This is a genomic window from Terrabacter koreensis (assembly GCF_054783315.1).
The window spans coordinates 649,568-664,730 of record NZ_BAAGQU010000005.1 but is presented as its reverse complement, the minus strand read 5'-3'; the positions used below and the strand labels follow the sequence as shown (position 1 = coordinate 664,730).

At 66.9% G+C, this 15,163-nt stretch carries 15 protein-coding genes and 1 pseudogene; 4 read left to right on the top strand and 12 right to left on the bottom strand.

The genetic code is table 11. The annotated features are described in order from the left end of the window. Nucleotides 1–177: 177 nt before the first annotated feature. Complete coding sequence (locus ACYVNR_RS15310) at nt 178–339, top strand: hypothetical protein (protein ID WP_461049091.1); 162 nt, start codon at nt 178–180, stop codon at nt 337–339. A 441-nt stretch (nt 340–780) separates the two neighbouring features. Here ACYVNR_RS15310 and ACYVNR_RS15305 read toward each other — a convergent pair whose 3' ends face one another. The 4 genes and pseudogenes from ACYVNR_RS15305 to ACYVNR_RS15290 form a co-directional block, all read right to left on the bottom strand. Beyond that, nucleotides 781–1,275, bottom strand: coding sequence for a hypothetical protein (locus tag ACYVNR_RS15305; protein ID WP_461049089.1), 495 nt, complete (start codon nt 1,273–1,275; stop codon nt 781–783). Then, nucleotides 1,272–1,634, bottom strand: a pseudogene (locus ACYVNR_RS15300) (ester cyclase); the annotation flags it as partial. The gene ACYVNR_RS15305 and the pseudogene ACYVNR_RS15300, both read right to left, overlap by 4 nt. 568 nt (nt 1,635–2,202) lie before the next feature. Next, nucleotides 2,203–2,985, bottom strand: a complete 783-nt coding sequence (locus ACYVNR_RS15295; protein ID WP_461049087.1) for an alpha/beta fold hydrolase — start codon at nt 2,983–2,985, stop codon at nt 2,203–2,205. Between the two features lie 10 nt (nt 2,986–2,995). Beyond that, nucleotides 2,996–3,121, bottom strand: a complete 126-nt coding sequence (locus ACYVNR_RS15290; RefSeq protein WP_461049085.1) for a hypothetical protein — start codon at nt 3,119–3,121, stop codon at nt 2,996–2,998. A 157-nt stretch (nt 3,122–3,278) separates the two neighbouring features. Here ACYVNR_RS15290 and ACYVNR_RS15285 point away from each other — a divergent pair, with 157 nt between their 5' ends. Next, nucleotides 3,279–3,896 (top strand): alpha/beta hydrolase, encoded by a 618-nt coding sequence (locus ACYVNR_RS15285; protein ID WP_461049083.1) that lies wholly within the window; start codon nt 3,279–3,281, stop codon nt 3,894–3,896. A 190-nt stretch (nt 3,897–4,086) separates the two neighbouring features. Here ACYVNR_RS15285 and ACYVNR_RS15280 read toward each other — a convergent pair whose 3' ends face one another. Together ACYVNR_RS15280 and ACYVNR_RS15275 are read right to left on the bottom strand one after the other, a co-directional pair. Beyond that, nucleotides 4,087–4,860, bottom strand: a complete 774-nt coding sequence (locus tag ACYVNR_RS15280; RefSeq protein ID WP_461049081.1) for a class F sortase — start codon at nt 4,858–4,860, stop codon at nt 4,087–4,089. A gap of 22 nt (nt 4,861–4,882) precedes the next feature. Continuing rightward, complete coding sequence (locus tag ACYVNR_RS15275; protein WP_461049079.1) at nt 4,883–5,713, bottom strand: hypothetical protein; 831 nt, start codon at nt 5,711–5,713, stop codon at nt 4,883–4,885. Between the two features lie 517 nt (nt 5,714–6,230). On the opposite strand from ACYVNR_RS15275, the gene ACYVNR_RS15270 reads away from it, so the two are divergent. Beyond that, entirely contained in the window at nt 6,231–6,431 is a 201-nt protein-coding gene (locus ACYVNR_RS15270; protein WP_461049077.1) for a hypothetical protein, read from the top strand. A gap of 434 nt (nt 6,432–6,865) precedes the next feature. On the opposite strand, the gene ACYVNR_RS15265 is transcribed toward ACYVNR_RS15270, so the two are convergent. Both ACYVNR_RS15265 and ACYVNR_RS15260 read right to left on the bottom strand, forming a co-directional pair. Continuing rightward, on the bottom strand, nt 6,866–7,318 hold the full coding sequence (locus tag ACYVNR_RS15265) for a hypothetical protein (protein WP_461049075.1): 453 nt from the start codon (nt 7,316–7,318) through the stop codon (nt 6,866–6,868). A gap of 5 nt (nt 7,319–7,323) precedes the next feature. Further along, on the bottom strand, nt 7,324–7,758 hold the full coding sequence (locus tag ACYVNR_RS15260; RefSeq protein ID WP_461049073.1) for a cupredoxin domain-containing protein: 435 nt from the start codon (nt 7,756–7,758) through the stop codon (nt 7,324–7,326). A gap of 652 nt (nt 7,759–8,410) precedes the next feature. On the opposite strand from ACYVNR_RS15260, the gene ACYVNR_RS15255 reads away from it, so the two are divergent. Further along, nucleotides 8,411–9,061 (top strand): hypothetical protein, encoded by a 651-nt coding sequence (locus tag ACYVNR_RS15255; RefSeq protein ID WP_461049071.1) that lies wholly within the window; start codon nt 8,411–8,413, stop codon nt 9,059–9,061. Nucleotides 9,062–9,273: 212 nt separating this feature from the next. Here ACYVNR_RS15255 and ACYVNR_RS15250 read toward each other — a convergent pair whose 3' ends face one another. From ACYVNR_RS15250 to ACYVNR_RS15235, 4 genes are all read right to left on the bottom strand, one after another. Further along, nucleotides 9,274–9,999: a haloacid dehalogenase type II gene (locus ACYVNR_RS15250; RefSeq protein WP_461049069.1), complete on the bottom strand. Its 726-nt coding sequence runs from the start codon at nt 9,997–9,999 to the stop codon at nt 9,274–9,276. Continuing rightward, nucleotides 9,996–10,274, bottom strand: coding sequence for an IS3 family transposase (locus ACYVNR_RS15245; RefSeq protein ID WP_461049394.1), 279 nt, complete (start codon nt 10,272–10,274; stop codon nt 9,996–9,998). Before ACYVNR_RS15245 ends, ACYVNR_RS15250 begins: the two co-directional genes overlap by 4 nt. Before the next feature lie 153 nt (nt 10,275–10,427). Next, nucleotides 10,428–12,920 (bottom strand): DEAD/DEAH box helicase, encoded by a 2,493-nt coding sequence (locus tag ACYVNR_RS15240; RefSeq protein WP_461049067.1) that lies wholly within the window; start codon nt 12,918–12,920, stop codon nt 10,428–10,430. Next, nucleotides 12,920–14,743, bottom strand: coding sequence for a site-specific DNA-methyltransferase (locus ACYVNR_RS15235; RefSeq protein WP_461049065.1), 1,824 nt, complete (start codon nt 14,741–14,743; stop codon nt 12,920–12,922). The genes ACYVNR_RS15240 and ACYVNR_RS15235 overlap by 1 nt, the downstream gene beginning before the upstream one ends. Nucleotides 14,744–15,163: the final 420 nt, after the last annotated feature.

Genomic DNA, 15,163 nt, shown 5'->3' with positions numbered 1-15,163 from the left:
ACCCCGGCAACGCAGTCGGGTGACTGGATGACGGGGTTCGGCTACTTGGAGGTAGACGGCAAACGTACACCCGCTAACGTCCTCTGTCCCAATCCTGGGGCCTGTCGTCAGAGGGTGATGTCCGGTCGCGTGTGCTCCCCTACCGCGCCTCTGCGGAGGCAGGAAGGGGAGGCCGTCATGGCCAACCACAAGCCGGGTACGCCCGCACCGAAGTCCGGTCAGTACAAGCAGCCCGGACGCAGCACTGAGATCACGGCGGTACAGGGGAAGCCCTTGCCGCCCACGTCGAAGCCCGGCGGCTCCTGGAAGCTGGTCGACCCGACGAAGCACAAGCGCTGACATGGGCAGCGGCTTCGAAAAGCCGAGGGGCTGACCATGGGACCGAATCATCGGGCACGGGTCAAGGTCGTATGTCGGAGTGGGCATACTCATGAGATCTGCGTAGGTATTCACCGAGAGGTCCATCCTGACCTTCGCTGCGATCCACAGCAGGACGATGGATACGGGTTCTCGGGCGGTGGCACCGGATGCCTGCTGCCGAACAACCTGCCGGATCTGGTGGAGCGCGAGCTCCGTGATCACTACCAGGACTCGCGGCGACGCGGCTTCGTCATGATCGCCGCCTAGCGACCGTGTGAAGGCCCCGGCCCTCATGTGGGGGCCGGGGCCTTCGACGTGTCGGGGGGCGGAGAGGGGGCCGATGTCGGTTGGCTTGCCTTGGTGCGAACGGTGAGCAGGCACCCGCTCGAAGAGCGGCGCTTGCGGCACTCGCCGGTCGGGTCAGGAGATGATGGCTTGTGTGACCACTGCGGTGACGAGCCCGTAGGTCAGGTGGGGGATCGCGTCGGCGGCCCAGTCGGTGCCCGTCCAGGTCGTGGGTCTAGAGATGCCCAGCGCGGTCATCGGCACGTCACTGCCGGCCATCGCGGCCGCGCCGGTCAGTAGCCCGGCAACTGGTAGGGGGGGACGCCACCCGGCGGCGCGGGCCAGACCGAACGCGGCGCCGACACCGACGCCGGTGAGCAGGCCGAGTAGCGGGCCCAGTCCAGCGACCCGGTTGCTGCGGCTGTCCCGGTCGCCGGGGATGGTGGTGCCGCTCTTCTCGGCCAGCGTGGTCACGGTGTCCTCGGGCGCGCTGGACGTGGCGCGACCGCGCAGCGCCATGTCGAGATAGGTTGTCGCGTTCAGCGCGGTGCTGCCGGCGGCGCCACCCGCGGCGCCGGCGAGCAGTCCGCGGCCCAGCCTGCCCAGCACGCCGGCGCGGGCGCGGCTCACCGGAGCCCGAGCTGGGTGGCGATACCCCGCTCGTCGGAGCTGCCCCACCGCTCGACCAGCTTGCCGTCGGCGAACTTGCTGATCTGCACCCCCCGGACCTTGATCGACTTGCTGGTGGGCGGGTGGCCCTGGAACGGGCCGTCCTGGGTGCCGGTGAGGGTATAGGCGAAGGCCACCTGGTCATCGTCGGCGACCAACGTCTCCATGGCGACATGCAGATCCGGAAACGCGTCCCGCATCTCGGTGAAGAAGGCCTTGAAACCCGCCGGGCCGGCCACCTGTCCCGGCGCCGGATCGTGGTCAACGCAGTCGGGCGCGACCAGCTCATCCAGCGCGTCGAGCCGACCAGTGTTGACCGCCTCTCCAAACGCCTCCTAGGCCGCGATATTGGACTTCTTATCGAACACGACATCTCCTCATCTCTATGCGGCTCTTCCTGTGTCGCCGGACGGCACGAGGCCGGATGCGTCCCTACCCGAGGCCGCCACAGGCGATGGCCGCGACACGTTCAGAACCAGGTCCCGCGGGCGCCAGACTCGGCACCGATCCCGGCGCCAAGGTTCCTTCGAACACTTGGCTCACCGTCGACCCCCGACCAGGTCGACGTACCCGCCGCGGCAGACCGGCAAACGCCAGCTCCGGAATCATCCAACGACGTGCCGGGCCGTCGTGAAGACGGCCAAGCACGCATTCGCACATCTTTGGCCGCGGCAAAGGGCTGCCCGCCGTCGCTGGATCGGTTCCACGCTCACGAAGCGAGGTGTCGACCACAAGAACGATCGCAGACGGCGACACCTTCGTCACGAGGAAGTCACGTGCGTTGACCGGGCTTCCCCATGTTGCGCGCAGGCGGACGCGCTGTCACGCCTCGCTGCGCGATCCGCCCATGGCGACGGGTGCGGCCGTCGGCAGGCCGGGCAACAAACCTCAAGCGGTCCTATCGAGAATCAGTCGGGTCGCTTCATGCGGTGCGTCCCATTGTGGGAAATGACCGCACCGCTCGAACCAGTGCAGGACCGCGTCGGGGAAGAGTTCCGTAGCACGTGCGGCCTGTCTCGGCACGGTTACCAGGTCACGACGACCCCAACCGATCGTGACCCGGCCGGGTACTGTGCCAGCAGGAGCTCCCGCTTGCCTGGGCCCCTTGGTCAGCGCGTCCATGGCAGCGCCGGTCGCCGGGGAGTCGGCGAGCCCGCGCACGTCCGGCAGCACGGTCCCGCGCGAGAGCGCCCAGGGCCGCGCCGACAACTGCGCCAGCAGTAACGTCCTTCCCGCAGAGCTGCCGAGCAGCGGCGGCAGCATGCCGCGCAGCGCTCGAACCAAAGCGATCGACGGCCGCAGCGTGGCGCCGAAGACGGCGACCTCGCGGTCGCTCCAGAAGCCGCCCGGGTCCAACGCCACGGTGTCGCCGCCGACGCCCCGCCGCGCGAGCTCGAGCACCATTCGGCCGCCCATCGACTGGCCGACGGTCGAAACCCCGTCCAGGCCCTGTTCGCGGATGAAGTTCGCGACTGAGTCGGTCAGAGTGGCGATCGAGACCTCGCCGGTCAGCGGCGGCGTCTCGCCGAACCCCGGTAGGTCGACGGCGACCACTTCACGGCGCTCGGCCAGTTCGTCAAGGATCGGCGACCAGGATCGCCACCCCGCACCCAGACCATGCACGAGCAACAGCGGGCTACCGGTCCCTCGTCTTACATGATTCAACGCCACACTGGGGACGCTAGCTCACCCGGAGCTCGGGGTCGTCGTCCGGAGACAACGCGATGTCGAGCACGGCTAGGGTCTTGCTCAGATCCGGCAGCCCGGCGGGCGTTGCAAGCTGTGGCAGCACGTCGTGGATCGTCACCCGCGCTACTGTCGCAGATGGCTCTCGTCTGGGCATCGAGCCCGAGCGACCCGGCAGCACGACACACCTGCGGCATGTCGGGACATCGTCGCCGATCGGAGTTCAGGAGAGGCTGCGGAGGCCTCAATCCCGGTTCACGCGTGAGAGCGTGAGCGCTGTGCACGAGTACATGTTCGTCCCGGCCAAAGAATCACGCGCTGCTCCTCTCGTGCTCCTCCACGGTTCCGACGGGCGAGAAACCGACCTGATCCCATTCGCGGAACGGCTCATGCCCTCAGCGGCCAAGATCAGCATCCGTGGGGCCGTGGCTACGCCTGGCGGTTTCGCGTTCTTCCACCGTTTCGCTGACCGGCGCATCGACGAGCAGGACCTGGCGGCACGGGTTTTACCGCTCAGCGAGTTCATCAAAACTGCCCTGTCCGAGCACGAGTTGGCCCGGCGCCCAGTCGTCGTCGGATTCTCCAATGGCGCCATCATGGCGGCGGCGATGTTCCGAACCGAGCCCCAAGTGTTCTCCGGCGCGATCCTGCTCCGGCCCCTCTCGCCGTTCACCGTCGGCCCCGAGCAGGCGCTGAACGGGCTTCCGGTCCTGCTCGTCGATGGTGCTCACGACGACCGCCGAAACCCTGGCGACGGCCAGCTCCTTGCCGAGACCCTCCGGCAGGCGGGAGCAGACGTGCAACACGAGGTGCTCCCAACAGGACACCTCATCGGAGACCTTGATGAGCAGATCGCGGTCCGCTGGATGCGGAGCAACGCTACCTTCAAGAGTTAGGCCGAACAGGCCAGTGAGAAGCGGACGCTACGCGTCCTCAGCGTGCCTACTTAGAGACTGGTCGCAGGATCGACGTGCGGCCAGACTCGGTCCAGGTGCTCGTGCTTCGTGGGCGTGGTGGTTCGGATCTGCGGCCGCGCTGGACTCACGGAAGGCTCCCGTCCGTAAGGGTGCGCACGCGTGGGAGTGTTCAGCTCGTGGTGAGGTGGCCGAAGACGATGACGTTGTCGCGGTATTCGTTGCGGTCGTCGGTGGGGCCGCCGCAGGTGACGAGGCGGATTTCGGCGTGGGTGAAGTCGCCGTCGTATACCTGGTGGGTCGGGAACTGCGTTTTTCGGAAGGCATCGACGCGGTCGACGGTAAAGGTGAGGTGGGTACCGTCCTGCCGGGAGATCTTCACCAGGTCGCCGGTCTTGACTTCGCGCAGGTTTGCGAAGATGCCGGGCACCCCGGCGGGGGTGTCGACGTGTGCTGCGAGGACGGCTGGGCCCAGCTGCCCGGGGGTGGGGCCTGAGTCGTAGAGGCCGACCTCTTGGGCCGTTTCCGGGACGGAGAGGGTGCCGTCACGTTGAATGCTGAGCGGCACGAAGCGCGTTGAGTGGACCCCGATGGCGGGGATGTCGATGGCGGTCGGTTCGGAGGCGGGGAGGAACTCCCCGATGGCGCCGCTAGTCGTGTCGTGGTGGGTGCTGGCATCCGGGGCAAGCGCGGCTGGACGGCTGGTTGGTCCGGCTGGGCTTTCTGCGGGCGTCCCCTTCGGCCTGGCCGAGGCGGTTGCTGCGGGTTGATTCGCGGAGGCAGCAAGACTCTGGCCCGTCGCTGGGTGCGACGGGCCAGAAGTGCCTTGCAGGCCCAGGACAAGCGCGAGTATCCCTACGGCGAGCAGCACAGCTGCGGCCGCCGCGGCCGCCGCGACACCAGTGGTGACGCGGCGGCTCGCTTGTTTCGGTGGGCGCTCGGGCATGGACCTGTTGCCTCTGTACCGGTCAGCCGCGCGAACGGGCGCGGCGGGCGGCGAGGGTGCCGGTGCCAGCGGCGGCGAGGAGGACGCCGCCGCCGACGATGAGGAGGGCCTCGTTCGGGCCAGTGTTGAGGCTCGCGTTCTTGAGGGTGTCGGTGGGCAGGCCGCCACCGGTGTGCATGCCGCCGACGGGGGCGACGCGCAGCGCGCCGCACAGGGCCGGGTCGGTGGCCTCGGTGGGCAGCGAAGGCATCAGGTCGCTCTTGGTGTTGCCGGAGTACTTGCCGTCCTTGTTGTAGTCGACACCGTGGATGACGACGACGGACTCCCCTGCCGAGATCGCCTTCGCGACGTCGCTGGAGACCTTGATGCTGCCGCGCTGGTAGGCGATCTTGCCGCCGGGCGCGGTGCTGAATCGGTCAATGGCGAGGCCAGACTTCGGGCTCGTGTCGCCGGTCTTGGTCAGCGAGACGACGATACCGCCGTAGGCGGGGCCGCCCTCGGTGGTGTTGAGGTGCCCGTCACCGTTCTTGTCGTCGGACAGGACGGGGCACTCGTGGCGGGCCTCGGCGCCGAAGTGGATGTGCGCGGCGTGCGGGTTGTCCGGGAGTAGGCCGGTGGCGGCCATGGTCACGGTGATCGTGTTGCCCTGCACGTCGACCATGGCGGTTCCGCTGCCCTGGACGCCGTTGCCGGCGACGGGCTTGAGGTTGGCGCTGACCGAGCCGTCGGCGGCGAAGGCCGGGCCGACGCTGAGGGCCAGGGCGGCTGCGGCCGCGAAGCTGGCTCCGACGATACGGGTCGTACCGCGGGTGCTGGGTCGGGTGGTCTTCGTTCGAATAGCGGTGGTTGGCATGCGTTTCTTCCTCCTTGACGAGGAGACGAACTCGTCCATCCCTCTGCTGGTTCGGACGGGGGGTCGTCGTCGACCGTCTCCACCAAGGGCTTCGTCACGGGCCGCAGGATCGGATTGGATGCGCAGTGGACGGACTCCACGCCTCGCATCGCCGCCCGAGTCCTGGCGCCTGCCGCCTGCCGTGCGGCGACGCGGCGATGCGCCGATGCGCCGATGCCGTTCATCAACGAAAAGGCTCGCGGGTTGAGCCGGTGAGCAGCGCAAAGGTCTAGGCGGGCCGCGGTGTGGCTCTCGCACGTGTGCGCAAGGGAGGTTGAATCCAGGCAGGGAACAGGGCAAGGGACAGTCCGTGACGCGCAGGTGTCCGCTAACGGGTATGCACTCAGGGATAACAGTTTTGCGACGGCGCGCGTTCGGAGGTTGTGTGAGGGGCAGCACAGAGCGCGGTCCTCCCCACGGCACTGACCCGCAGCTGGCTCGGCTGATCGCGGGTTGCGCCGTCGGTGACCATCACGCCATGGCCGCACTCTTCGACCAAACCGCCGAGCTCGTGCTGCGCATGTGCTGGCTCGTCGTACGCGACAACGACCAGGCCGAGCGCTGCGCCGTGGCCGCGTACCGCCGGGTATGGAGCGAAGCGATCTCCTATGAAGTCGGCGCGGTCTCACCGCGCTGTTGGTTGGCCACGATCGCCTACCTGAGTGCTCGCGAGATGTAGGCCTCGATCCACCGATGAGGGTGTCGGTGTGGGCGTGCCGCAAAGACGTGATGGCTTCCGGGCAGCAATGTCATCCTTGCGAGGGGGCCAGGACTCACCGGTTAGGGGCATCTCTGGGATGCGACCTTCTCACCGCTCGCGCCCAGGTTGGTGGCGTCCATCGACCCTCGTGGTCACGACGGGTGGGGTGGCCCTGACCGGCGTCTGCCGCCTGGGCCGAGTTTGGGCAACGTCTCTGAGTTGGCCCGAACTGGTCATCGATACGTTGGGGTCGTCGGATCTGTCCGGGAACTCCGCAGATCGACGGCCTTGCTGATCGTTCGCTTATGACGCTCCCGCGGGGACATCCTCGGTCCTGCCCCAACTGTCGTCCAGTCATGGAGTGGATGGGCTTCCACCAGCCCTGGAGCGGGACAATCGCGGGCGAGCGTCTTTCACGCTCCGGTAGCTACTCGGTCGCGGGAGGCGCGGCGCGCTGAGACGACCAGTGCCACGAGCGCCGCCGCTGCTGCGAGGGCCTCGGCCACCGCGCTCACGGTTTTTTCGAAGAACCAGACGGGCTCGTACATCGCCGGTAACGGCCCAACGGCGGGGATGTCGACGTAGCGGTAGAGGACGACAGCAACGACAGCACTCAGGCCGACGCCGAACGCCACCATGAAGGCCCTTCGGCTTCCACGCAATATCACCCAGGCAGCCACGACCATGGCCGCAGCCGCTTCGATGCGGAAAAGACTTCCTGCGCCGATCCCGGTCGGGGCCGCCTGCTGGTACCCACTGGCCAGCCGCAGGTGTACCACCGCATCGACCATGAGCGCAGCCGCGACGACCAGTCTCAGCACCCATGGGGTGACACCGTCCGGGTTGCCATGCCGTTCTGCGGTCATGGACGTCACTGGACTACCAATGTCCCGCTCATGCTGGCATGGAAGGTGCAGACGAACTTGTAGCTGCCCGGCTTCAAGGGCGCGGTTACGGTCGCGGAGCTGCCGGGGTCGATCTTGACGTCGAAGCCCCCGTCCTGCGACGTGACGGTATGCGCCTCCGAGTCACCGTTCTTGATGGTGATCGTCGCGCCGGGCGCCACCGAGGTGGGCACCTTGTAGGCGAAGTCGGCGATCGAGATGACTGGTGCCGCAACGGCCTTGCTTGGCGAGGTGGATGGTTCGGCGGAACGACTACGACTGCTACTACTCGAAGCAGATGGGGGCGCCATGGTCGACGACATAGACGTCGAGGGGGCTGCATCGGTGCTCGACGTGCCACAGGCCGCCAGGCTTAGCGCCAGGGCTGGAACGGCGGCGAGGAGCGGGGTCTTGCGTGTCATGGTTGCCTCCAGATCAAGCGGCCGATTCGAGGGCCGCACGATGGAGTTCGGAACGGCACCACGATCGGCTTGGTTGGAGGCGAGCCTGCGCGACCAGCAACCTGCTTGGGTGGCGAGCCCGGCTTCGCCGGGCTCGACGAGTCCGGCTGGCGATGTTCGGTGCTTCTACTCTCCGAATCCAACTGGAAGCGCTCCGTCGGATGGCGTGAGGCCCGCGCGGCCATCGGCCGTGGTGTCCGCGGCGGACTGGAATCCGCTCTGTTCGCAACGGACCGCGAGGAGGAGAGGGTCGCTGACGGCCCCGTCTAATGCGCAGCAGGACGGACAGTTTGTCTCCTCGTCAAGCAGGAACACAGATCCCCCGCCACCACTCGGATCGCCGGCGCCACCCTCTCCCCAGCAGCAGCCAGGGCCCTCAGCATTGACCCGGTCTTCGCCGCAGACATCTGGGTCATCGCCAAGCTCACGCCCGTCGCCGGCGGCGTCGACGGTAGTGGCACGGCCATGGTCGACGTCCAGGGCAACTGCCTCGCAGAGAACGCACGCGTCGTGCTGTCGGCCGACCAATCCGCACGGCCTCTGGCGCCGAACAGACAGGTGGGTGGGTGCGTGCGCACGCTCGGGGCCAGCCTTCAACGGTGAAGGATCCACCATGCAGAAGAGACTCAAGATCGCCATGGCCGTGCCGGCCGCGGTGCTGCTGTCCGCGGGAGCCGCCGCAGCGGTCAGCGCCGGCAGCTTCCACGCGAACCTCCTCCCGGTTCCGCACGACCACGTCGCCGACGGCGGCTCGAACGTCACGGGACAGGCGGCCCTACGCCTGACCGGGCGGACGCTCGACATCACCCTCAACGCCACAGGGCTCACGCCCAACGAGCCGCACGCCATGCACATCCACGGCCTGACGCAGTCGAAGAACGAGTGCCCATCGATCGAGGCCGACGTCAACACCGGCGACCCCATCGATCCACCGTCGTTTGTGGCAGGCAGGCCGGACGGCCTGATCTCGCTCGGCGAGGGTGCTCCCGACTACGGCCCCATCGACGTCTCGATGACGGTCGCGGGTGACACGAGCCCGTCCAGCGGGCTCAGCCTCGAGCGTTTCGTGGCGGCCGACGCCGACGGCAATCTCGCCTACCACCGCAGCGTCGTGGTGCCGAAGGAGGTCGCCAAGAACCTGGCGGACCTGCACATCGTGCTGCACGGCGCCGACCTGCCCGGCGACGCCGACCACAGCTCGCTGAGCAGCCTCTTCGAGGCCACCCTTCCCGTCGCCTGCGGCGAGATCGTCTCGAACCGCTGATCCCATCGCTGTCGTTCGCTCGGACGGGGCCCGACCCGCCGCAAGTTGACGGGCGGGTCCCGTCACCCACCGGCGGCCCGATACTGCTGCCGGGATGAACTCAGCTGGACAGCCAGCCAAAGCCGCGATGCTCCGACGAGACCTGCAATCGGACCTCGACAGCGCTCTCGCGAGGAAGGCTGAGCGCGGCCGCGCCACCTGTGTCGCGGGGGTCAGGACAGGAGCCGGGACAGCTGCACGAGGTCGGTCGCCTCAATGTCCGGTGCAGTGAAGTAGCCCGGATACCTCGTGCCTTTGCGGTTGAGCCACCCCGTTCGGAGCCCAGCACGGGCGGCCCCGTCGATATCCCAAGGGTGTACTGCCACGAGCATTGCCGCTGATGCCGACACCCCGCACCTGTCGAGCGCGTAGGCATATGCCGCCGGGTGCGGCTTCCAAGCGCCGGCATCCTCCACCGTCATGAGGGCCTCGAAGGCCCCAGTCAGCCCGGCGCGCTCGAAGAGACCTTGGGCGACGCCAGTCGAGCCGTTGCTGAGTGTCACCAGGCGCGCCCCGAGCTCGCGCAGCGCCTGGACTCCCTCCACGACGTCAGGGTGCACGGTCAACGAGCTGAAGGTGCCCATGATCTCGTCGACCGACTGCTGGGCCGACTCCGCGCCGGATCCGGGATGAGTTCCTCCCTCACGAGCCATCGCAAGGCGGACGTGGAGGGCCTCCGAGGCAATCTCCGCGAACCCCGGGTTCACGCCCACCGCGGTCAGCGCAAAGCCGTCGCGGAGAACTCCCGCGAACCATGCCTCGACCGCGCCCGCGCCGAGCCTGACCCGGTCGAAACTGGCGGCCAGGGGAGCCATGTCGGACAGCGTCTCGTTCACGTCGAAGATCACCACCGCCGGCGTTCCGTTGGTGATGTTGCTAGCAGACGCGGGGGCGGTCATGAGTTCGTGCCTTTCGTCAGCATCGTGGAGTGTCCCGTACCGGTTTTAGTGGAGGCTCGAACTGACGCAACGACGGTAGCCGCCACGGGATTGTGTCGGTAGTGCTGGTCCTCGAACTCGGCCGGTGGCACCAGCCCGAGCTCGCCGTGCAGGCGTCGGTGGTTGAACCAGTCGATGTACTCCGCGACCGCGATCTCCAGGTCATCGATCGACCGCCACGGGCCGCGGTTGCGGATCAGCTCGGCCTTGAACAGCGAGTTGAACGCCTCGGCCAGGGCGCAACCTGATCGCCCGCTCCCGAAGCTCGTCCGGGTACTTCCTCGGTGCTGCCAAAACTCTCATCCTTCCGTGGAATGAGAGCCTCCATCAGACCCGGCACGGGACATATCGGCAAAGCACCGACGCAGTGACGAACGCGCGTGAAGGTCTTACTCGGGGTTGGTGGCGATCAGTAGACCCGCCCAAGAACCGACCGCGGACTTGATGTGGCTCTCCGTGGCGAACACATACCGCCATGTGCCGAATTCGCCCTCGTCACGGACGGATCGGGCCCACTGCTCAGCGGCGACCCGCTTCCGCCGCACGTCCTCGTCGTTGGCGTTCTTGTCCGACTTGCCTTCGATGAGCCAGTACGCACCGGCGGTGTCAAGGGCGATGAAGTCGGGGAAGTACGACCCCTCCGAGGTGGGGATGTAGGCAGGGCCGCCGGTGTAGACCCGGAGCCACCAAACGATGGCCGGCTCGCGGTCGAGCAGGTGGGCCAGCGCCCACTCGGTTGTGCCGGCGTCGAAGCTCGCAATCGGCATCACGTTGTGTTGCCAGCCGCAGAATTGGACGTGCTTCACGAACGTGTCGTTGTAGGCGTCCCGAGCGTCGGGATCGACCATCACCGGCTCGACCGGCAGCGTGATCGCCATGAGCTCGTAGCGCATCTCCGTCTTGCGGGCGGCGTACGTGGCCTTTATCAGGTCTGCCATGCCGGCGATCGCCTGCTGCCGTCGGATCTCGCCCCACTCAGCGGTTTGGGCGTCGTCGACGACGCCGGCGCCCTTGAGGAACGCTCGCACGAGGCGCCGCGCAGCGTTCTTCTCGGCGCGCTCCTGGATCACCCCGGGGTGACGGAGGATCGCCGCGACCAGGTCCTCGCGGATGGTGTCGATACCCGTAAGCGCCTGCTGAGCCTCGGCGTGGGCTTGAGGGGTCACCTTGATCGTCACCTCATCGCCGTGCCGTGCCGCGGTGAGTGCGTCCCGGACAAGGAAGGTGGGGACCTCCGTGATGAAGCGGGTGCCTGCGGCCTGGGCGTCCCCGTCGGGAATCTCAGACAGTGTGAACGCGGCGTAGGTCAGCCTGGACTGCCGGCGCGGGAACACGATCTGTGGCGCGCCCTTGACGCGGCCCATCGGCGTCGGGGTCGGCTCGGCGATGCGGTCGTCGGTCTCGATCAGGAAGAGCCCCGGTTCGTCGCTGGTCTCTTCGTCATCACCGAAGATGAAGGTGAGTTCGCTCGAGGAGCTCGAGGTCTCCACTCCCCCGCTGGTCAGCTGCGCACCTAAGGCCTCTGCGCCGTCGGCGGCCGCCACCTGTCCAGTCGGGGTGTCCGGTGACGGTACCGGCAGGCTGCCGGCCGTCGTCGCCGCTCCCTGCTCGTCGACCTCGACTGTCGAGGCTGGCATCTGGATCCGTTCGCGCAGCACGTCCTTCTGTGCGAGCAGCTGCTGGTACGAGTCGTGCGCTACCAGGTCGACCTGGTCGACGGGCAGGGACCCGGTACGGGCCCCAAACGGGAGCCGCAGGCCGCGGCCGAGGATCTGCTCGGTCAGCGTCTGGGAGGCGAGCTTCCGTAGCGCCACTATGACCGCGATGTTCTTCACGTCCCAGCCCTCGCGGAGCATGTTCACACTCACGATGGCACGGATCGGCGAGGCCTCCGCCTCGACCTCGGCCAGCGCGGTGAGCGCATGGTCGGAGGACTGCGAGGTGATCTCCAGGACCGCACCCGGGTCTCCAAGGAAGCCTGGCTGGGCCAGCAGCTGCCCAACCTCGCCAGCGTGCTCGATGCTGCTGGCCACGATGAACAGGACCGGCCGCACGGCGGCCGAGTCGGGGTTCATCGCTTGGTAACGCGCGTACGACTTCTCCTTCGACCGCAGCAACTGACATGCATCGCCGAGCTGTGTGCGCTCGTCCTTAGTCCCGTCCTTGCGGTAGACGATCACCGGGATCTTCACGTGCCCGTCCGCGATCGCCTCCCCCAACGTGTACTGGAAGACCACCTTGCTCAGATCGGCGGTGCTCGGCGTTGCAGTGAGCCCGACCAGGCTGACGGGATGCAGGTCGCGAATCGCGCCGGAGAACGCCTTGGCCTTCTCGTGGTAGATGTGATGCTCGTCTGCGATGACGAAGAGATCGTCAGCCTGATGCAGGTACTCGTAGAGCGCCGCACCGAGGTACTCATCGACGTCGCGGACCTTCCGAGAGACCCTGTCGGTTGGCCGGATGAGCTGCTGGACGTTGAACACGAACACCTTCAGTGCTTCCGCGTCCCTTAGTGCCGCGCCGATCGCACCCGCCTGGAAGTTGTCCGGGGTGATGATCACCGGGAGGTGCTCGGCGCCGGCGACGTACTTCTGGCTCGCGGCATCGAAGTTGGCGAGTGTCTTCGCCTGGATCACGCTGCCGGGCGTCACCACGAGCACATGCCGCACGCCCTGCGCTGCGAGGTAGTCGATCAGCGACGACATCAGGAACGTCTTGCCGACACCGGTGGCCAGGTCGGCCACCATCTCTCGGAACTCGCCGTCCGCGTCGACGATCGCTCGGACGAGCGCGGCGAGGGCCTTGCGGTTCGGTTCGCGCAGGTCGAACCGTGCCGCGATCTCGGCCAAGAGGGCTTCGTCGTAGGTGATCTCCGCGGCCATCACTTCACCGTCCTCTTGGGGAACAGGTCATCTGGCGCCTTGCGCATCCGCGAGCCAGGTGACTGCGTGCTGAGCAGGGCTTGGGCCTCTGGGAGCACTGCCTTGGCGACAATCACTGCCCGCTCCCGATCGGCTAGGTTCTCCAAGACAGTCAGCACAACCACTTCGTCAGCAACGCCGTCGATCACTGCGAGTCGTTGGCGGCCACGGAGCCCGCAGAACACGGGGTGATCAGGTGTCAGTGCGAACTTGAGTTGGGCGGCGACTGACTTCGACCAGGCTCCGTTGGTGGCCGCGGGAGACAGAAATACGTCTCCGTCTTCGTCGACTTCGTACATTGAGGGGCAGACGGAAAGGTGGGTGAACGCGCCGCCGCCATGCCAGGTCTGGGTGACCTGGTCCTTCGTTCTGGTGGCTTGACGGATCGCCCGGATCGTGACCGCGTCGACGGCTTCGTCCGCGTCCGTCAGATGCTTCACGGTCCGGTTGAGCAAGGTGTTCAACTGCTGCGCTTCCAGCGGGCTCAGGTTCTCAGGGAGCTCGCCATCTGCTGCCCGCTCGGACGTGGTCGTTATCCCGCCTGGATCCTGTCCACGGACCACTTTCGTGAGCCGCGGCAGCGTGAACGTCGCAGCGGTTGCGGGGAGCAGCTCACTCGTAATCCACCGTCGACCCATCTTGTGCGCCACAGCGGCTGTCGTTCCTGATCCGGCGTAACAGTCCAGGACGATGTCACCGGGGTTGGTTGCGATGTGGAGGATTCGCTGGAGGAGCCGCTCCGGCTTCGGGGTGGAGAACGGGTCAGAGTCGGGGAAGAGCGCCTTGATCTCGGCCTTTGCGGACCTGTTGTGCCCGACCTCTGAGTGGGGCCACAAGGTCACAGGCGGCGTGGCCTTCCGCTCCTCGTCCTCATACTCCTTGACGTACGCGCCGTATCCGTTTCCCCGGTCTTCCCAGTGGAGTCGGTCGTAGTTGTTTGCAACCATCTGCCGGCCCCAGCGCCAGGTCCCCTCGCTGCCGTCGGAGCGAATGGGCCAGACCTCGACCCCTTGAGGGTCGGTGATGGGGTACCACCCCTTGGGGCGGTCTTCTCGTGCGGAGTTGTTGCCCCACTTCCGCAGCGAGTAGGGAGCGCGGTAGCGCCGCCCATCCGCATCAGCGAACGGGTAGTCGAGCCTCGAAGCGGCAGCGAAACGGTTAGGCGCCCAGTTGGGCCGCTTCGCGTAAACCAGGATGCTGTCGTGGCTCGAGGAGAACTGTTTGGCGTCCATCCTTGGGCTATCGGCCTTCTGCCAGATGACTTCAGTGACGAAGCACTCGGAACCGAACATCTCGTCCATGACGATCCGGCAACGGTGCACCTCGACGTCATCCAGGTGCACCCAAACCGAGCCGTCTTCAGCGAGGAGCGGGCGGATCTGTCGCAGGCGATCGCGAAGCATCGTGAGCCAGATCGAGTGCTCGATGTTGTCCTCGTAGTGCGCGAACGCTTGGCCGGTGTTGAAGGGCGGATCGATGTAGGCGAGCTTGATCTTCCCTAGGTACTTGGCGGCCAGCTCGGGCGTCTTTGTCAACGCGTCGAGCGCGTGCATCGCGTCGCCCGTGATCAGCAGGTTGCCAGTGGTTGGCTCCGGCATATCGGGCGGCCGAGTGGCGGGGACGGCTGCCTCTACCTCCTCGACCTCATGAAGGATCCTGACCTCTAGCACACGGGGGTCGTGGGGGTCGACGAACTCGTAGTCGTACCTCCCATCACCGGTGGAGAGCAGGGCTTGGTCCTTGTTGGTCCACGTGAGCTCAAGTCGACCCTGATACCTACCCATGCCCATCCGTTCACGCGATAATCGATGCCTGGCTACGTCCGGCAGGCATCACTCTAGGGACCCGGACCGCTGTCCTACGGCGCGACCCGCTCATCCTGACCGCAGCCCCTGCTCCCTATGGAGCAGCTTCCTGCCACCGCTGGCCGCTCTCAGCATCCCGGGCAGCTCGCCTACGCGATCCTGAGAATCCTGCCAAGTTCGGTATGAACTAGTCCCGGCCAGACGACTGAGCGGCGCGACCGGGCACATTTCCGAGATCGCCCGCGGTTGCAGCCGGGCAGCTATCCGCCAGGACCGGTCTCGATGGCAAACTCGTCATCTGGGACGGTGGCCGACTCGAGCTTCACTTTCTGCAAGACGCTTGGTCAACCGCTCACAGCGCCCAGGGGCTGGGAGGCAAGATCCGGGCCATCCCTCGCC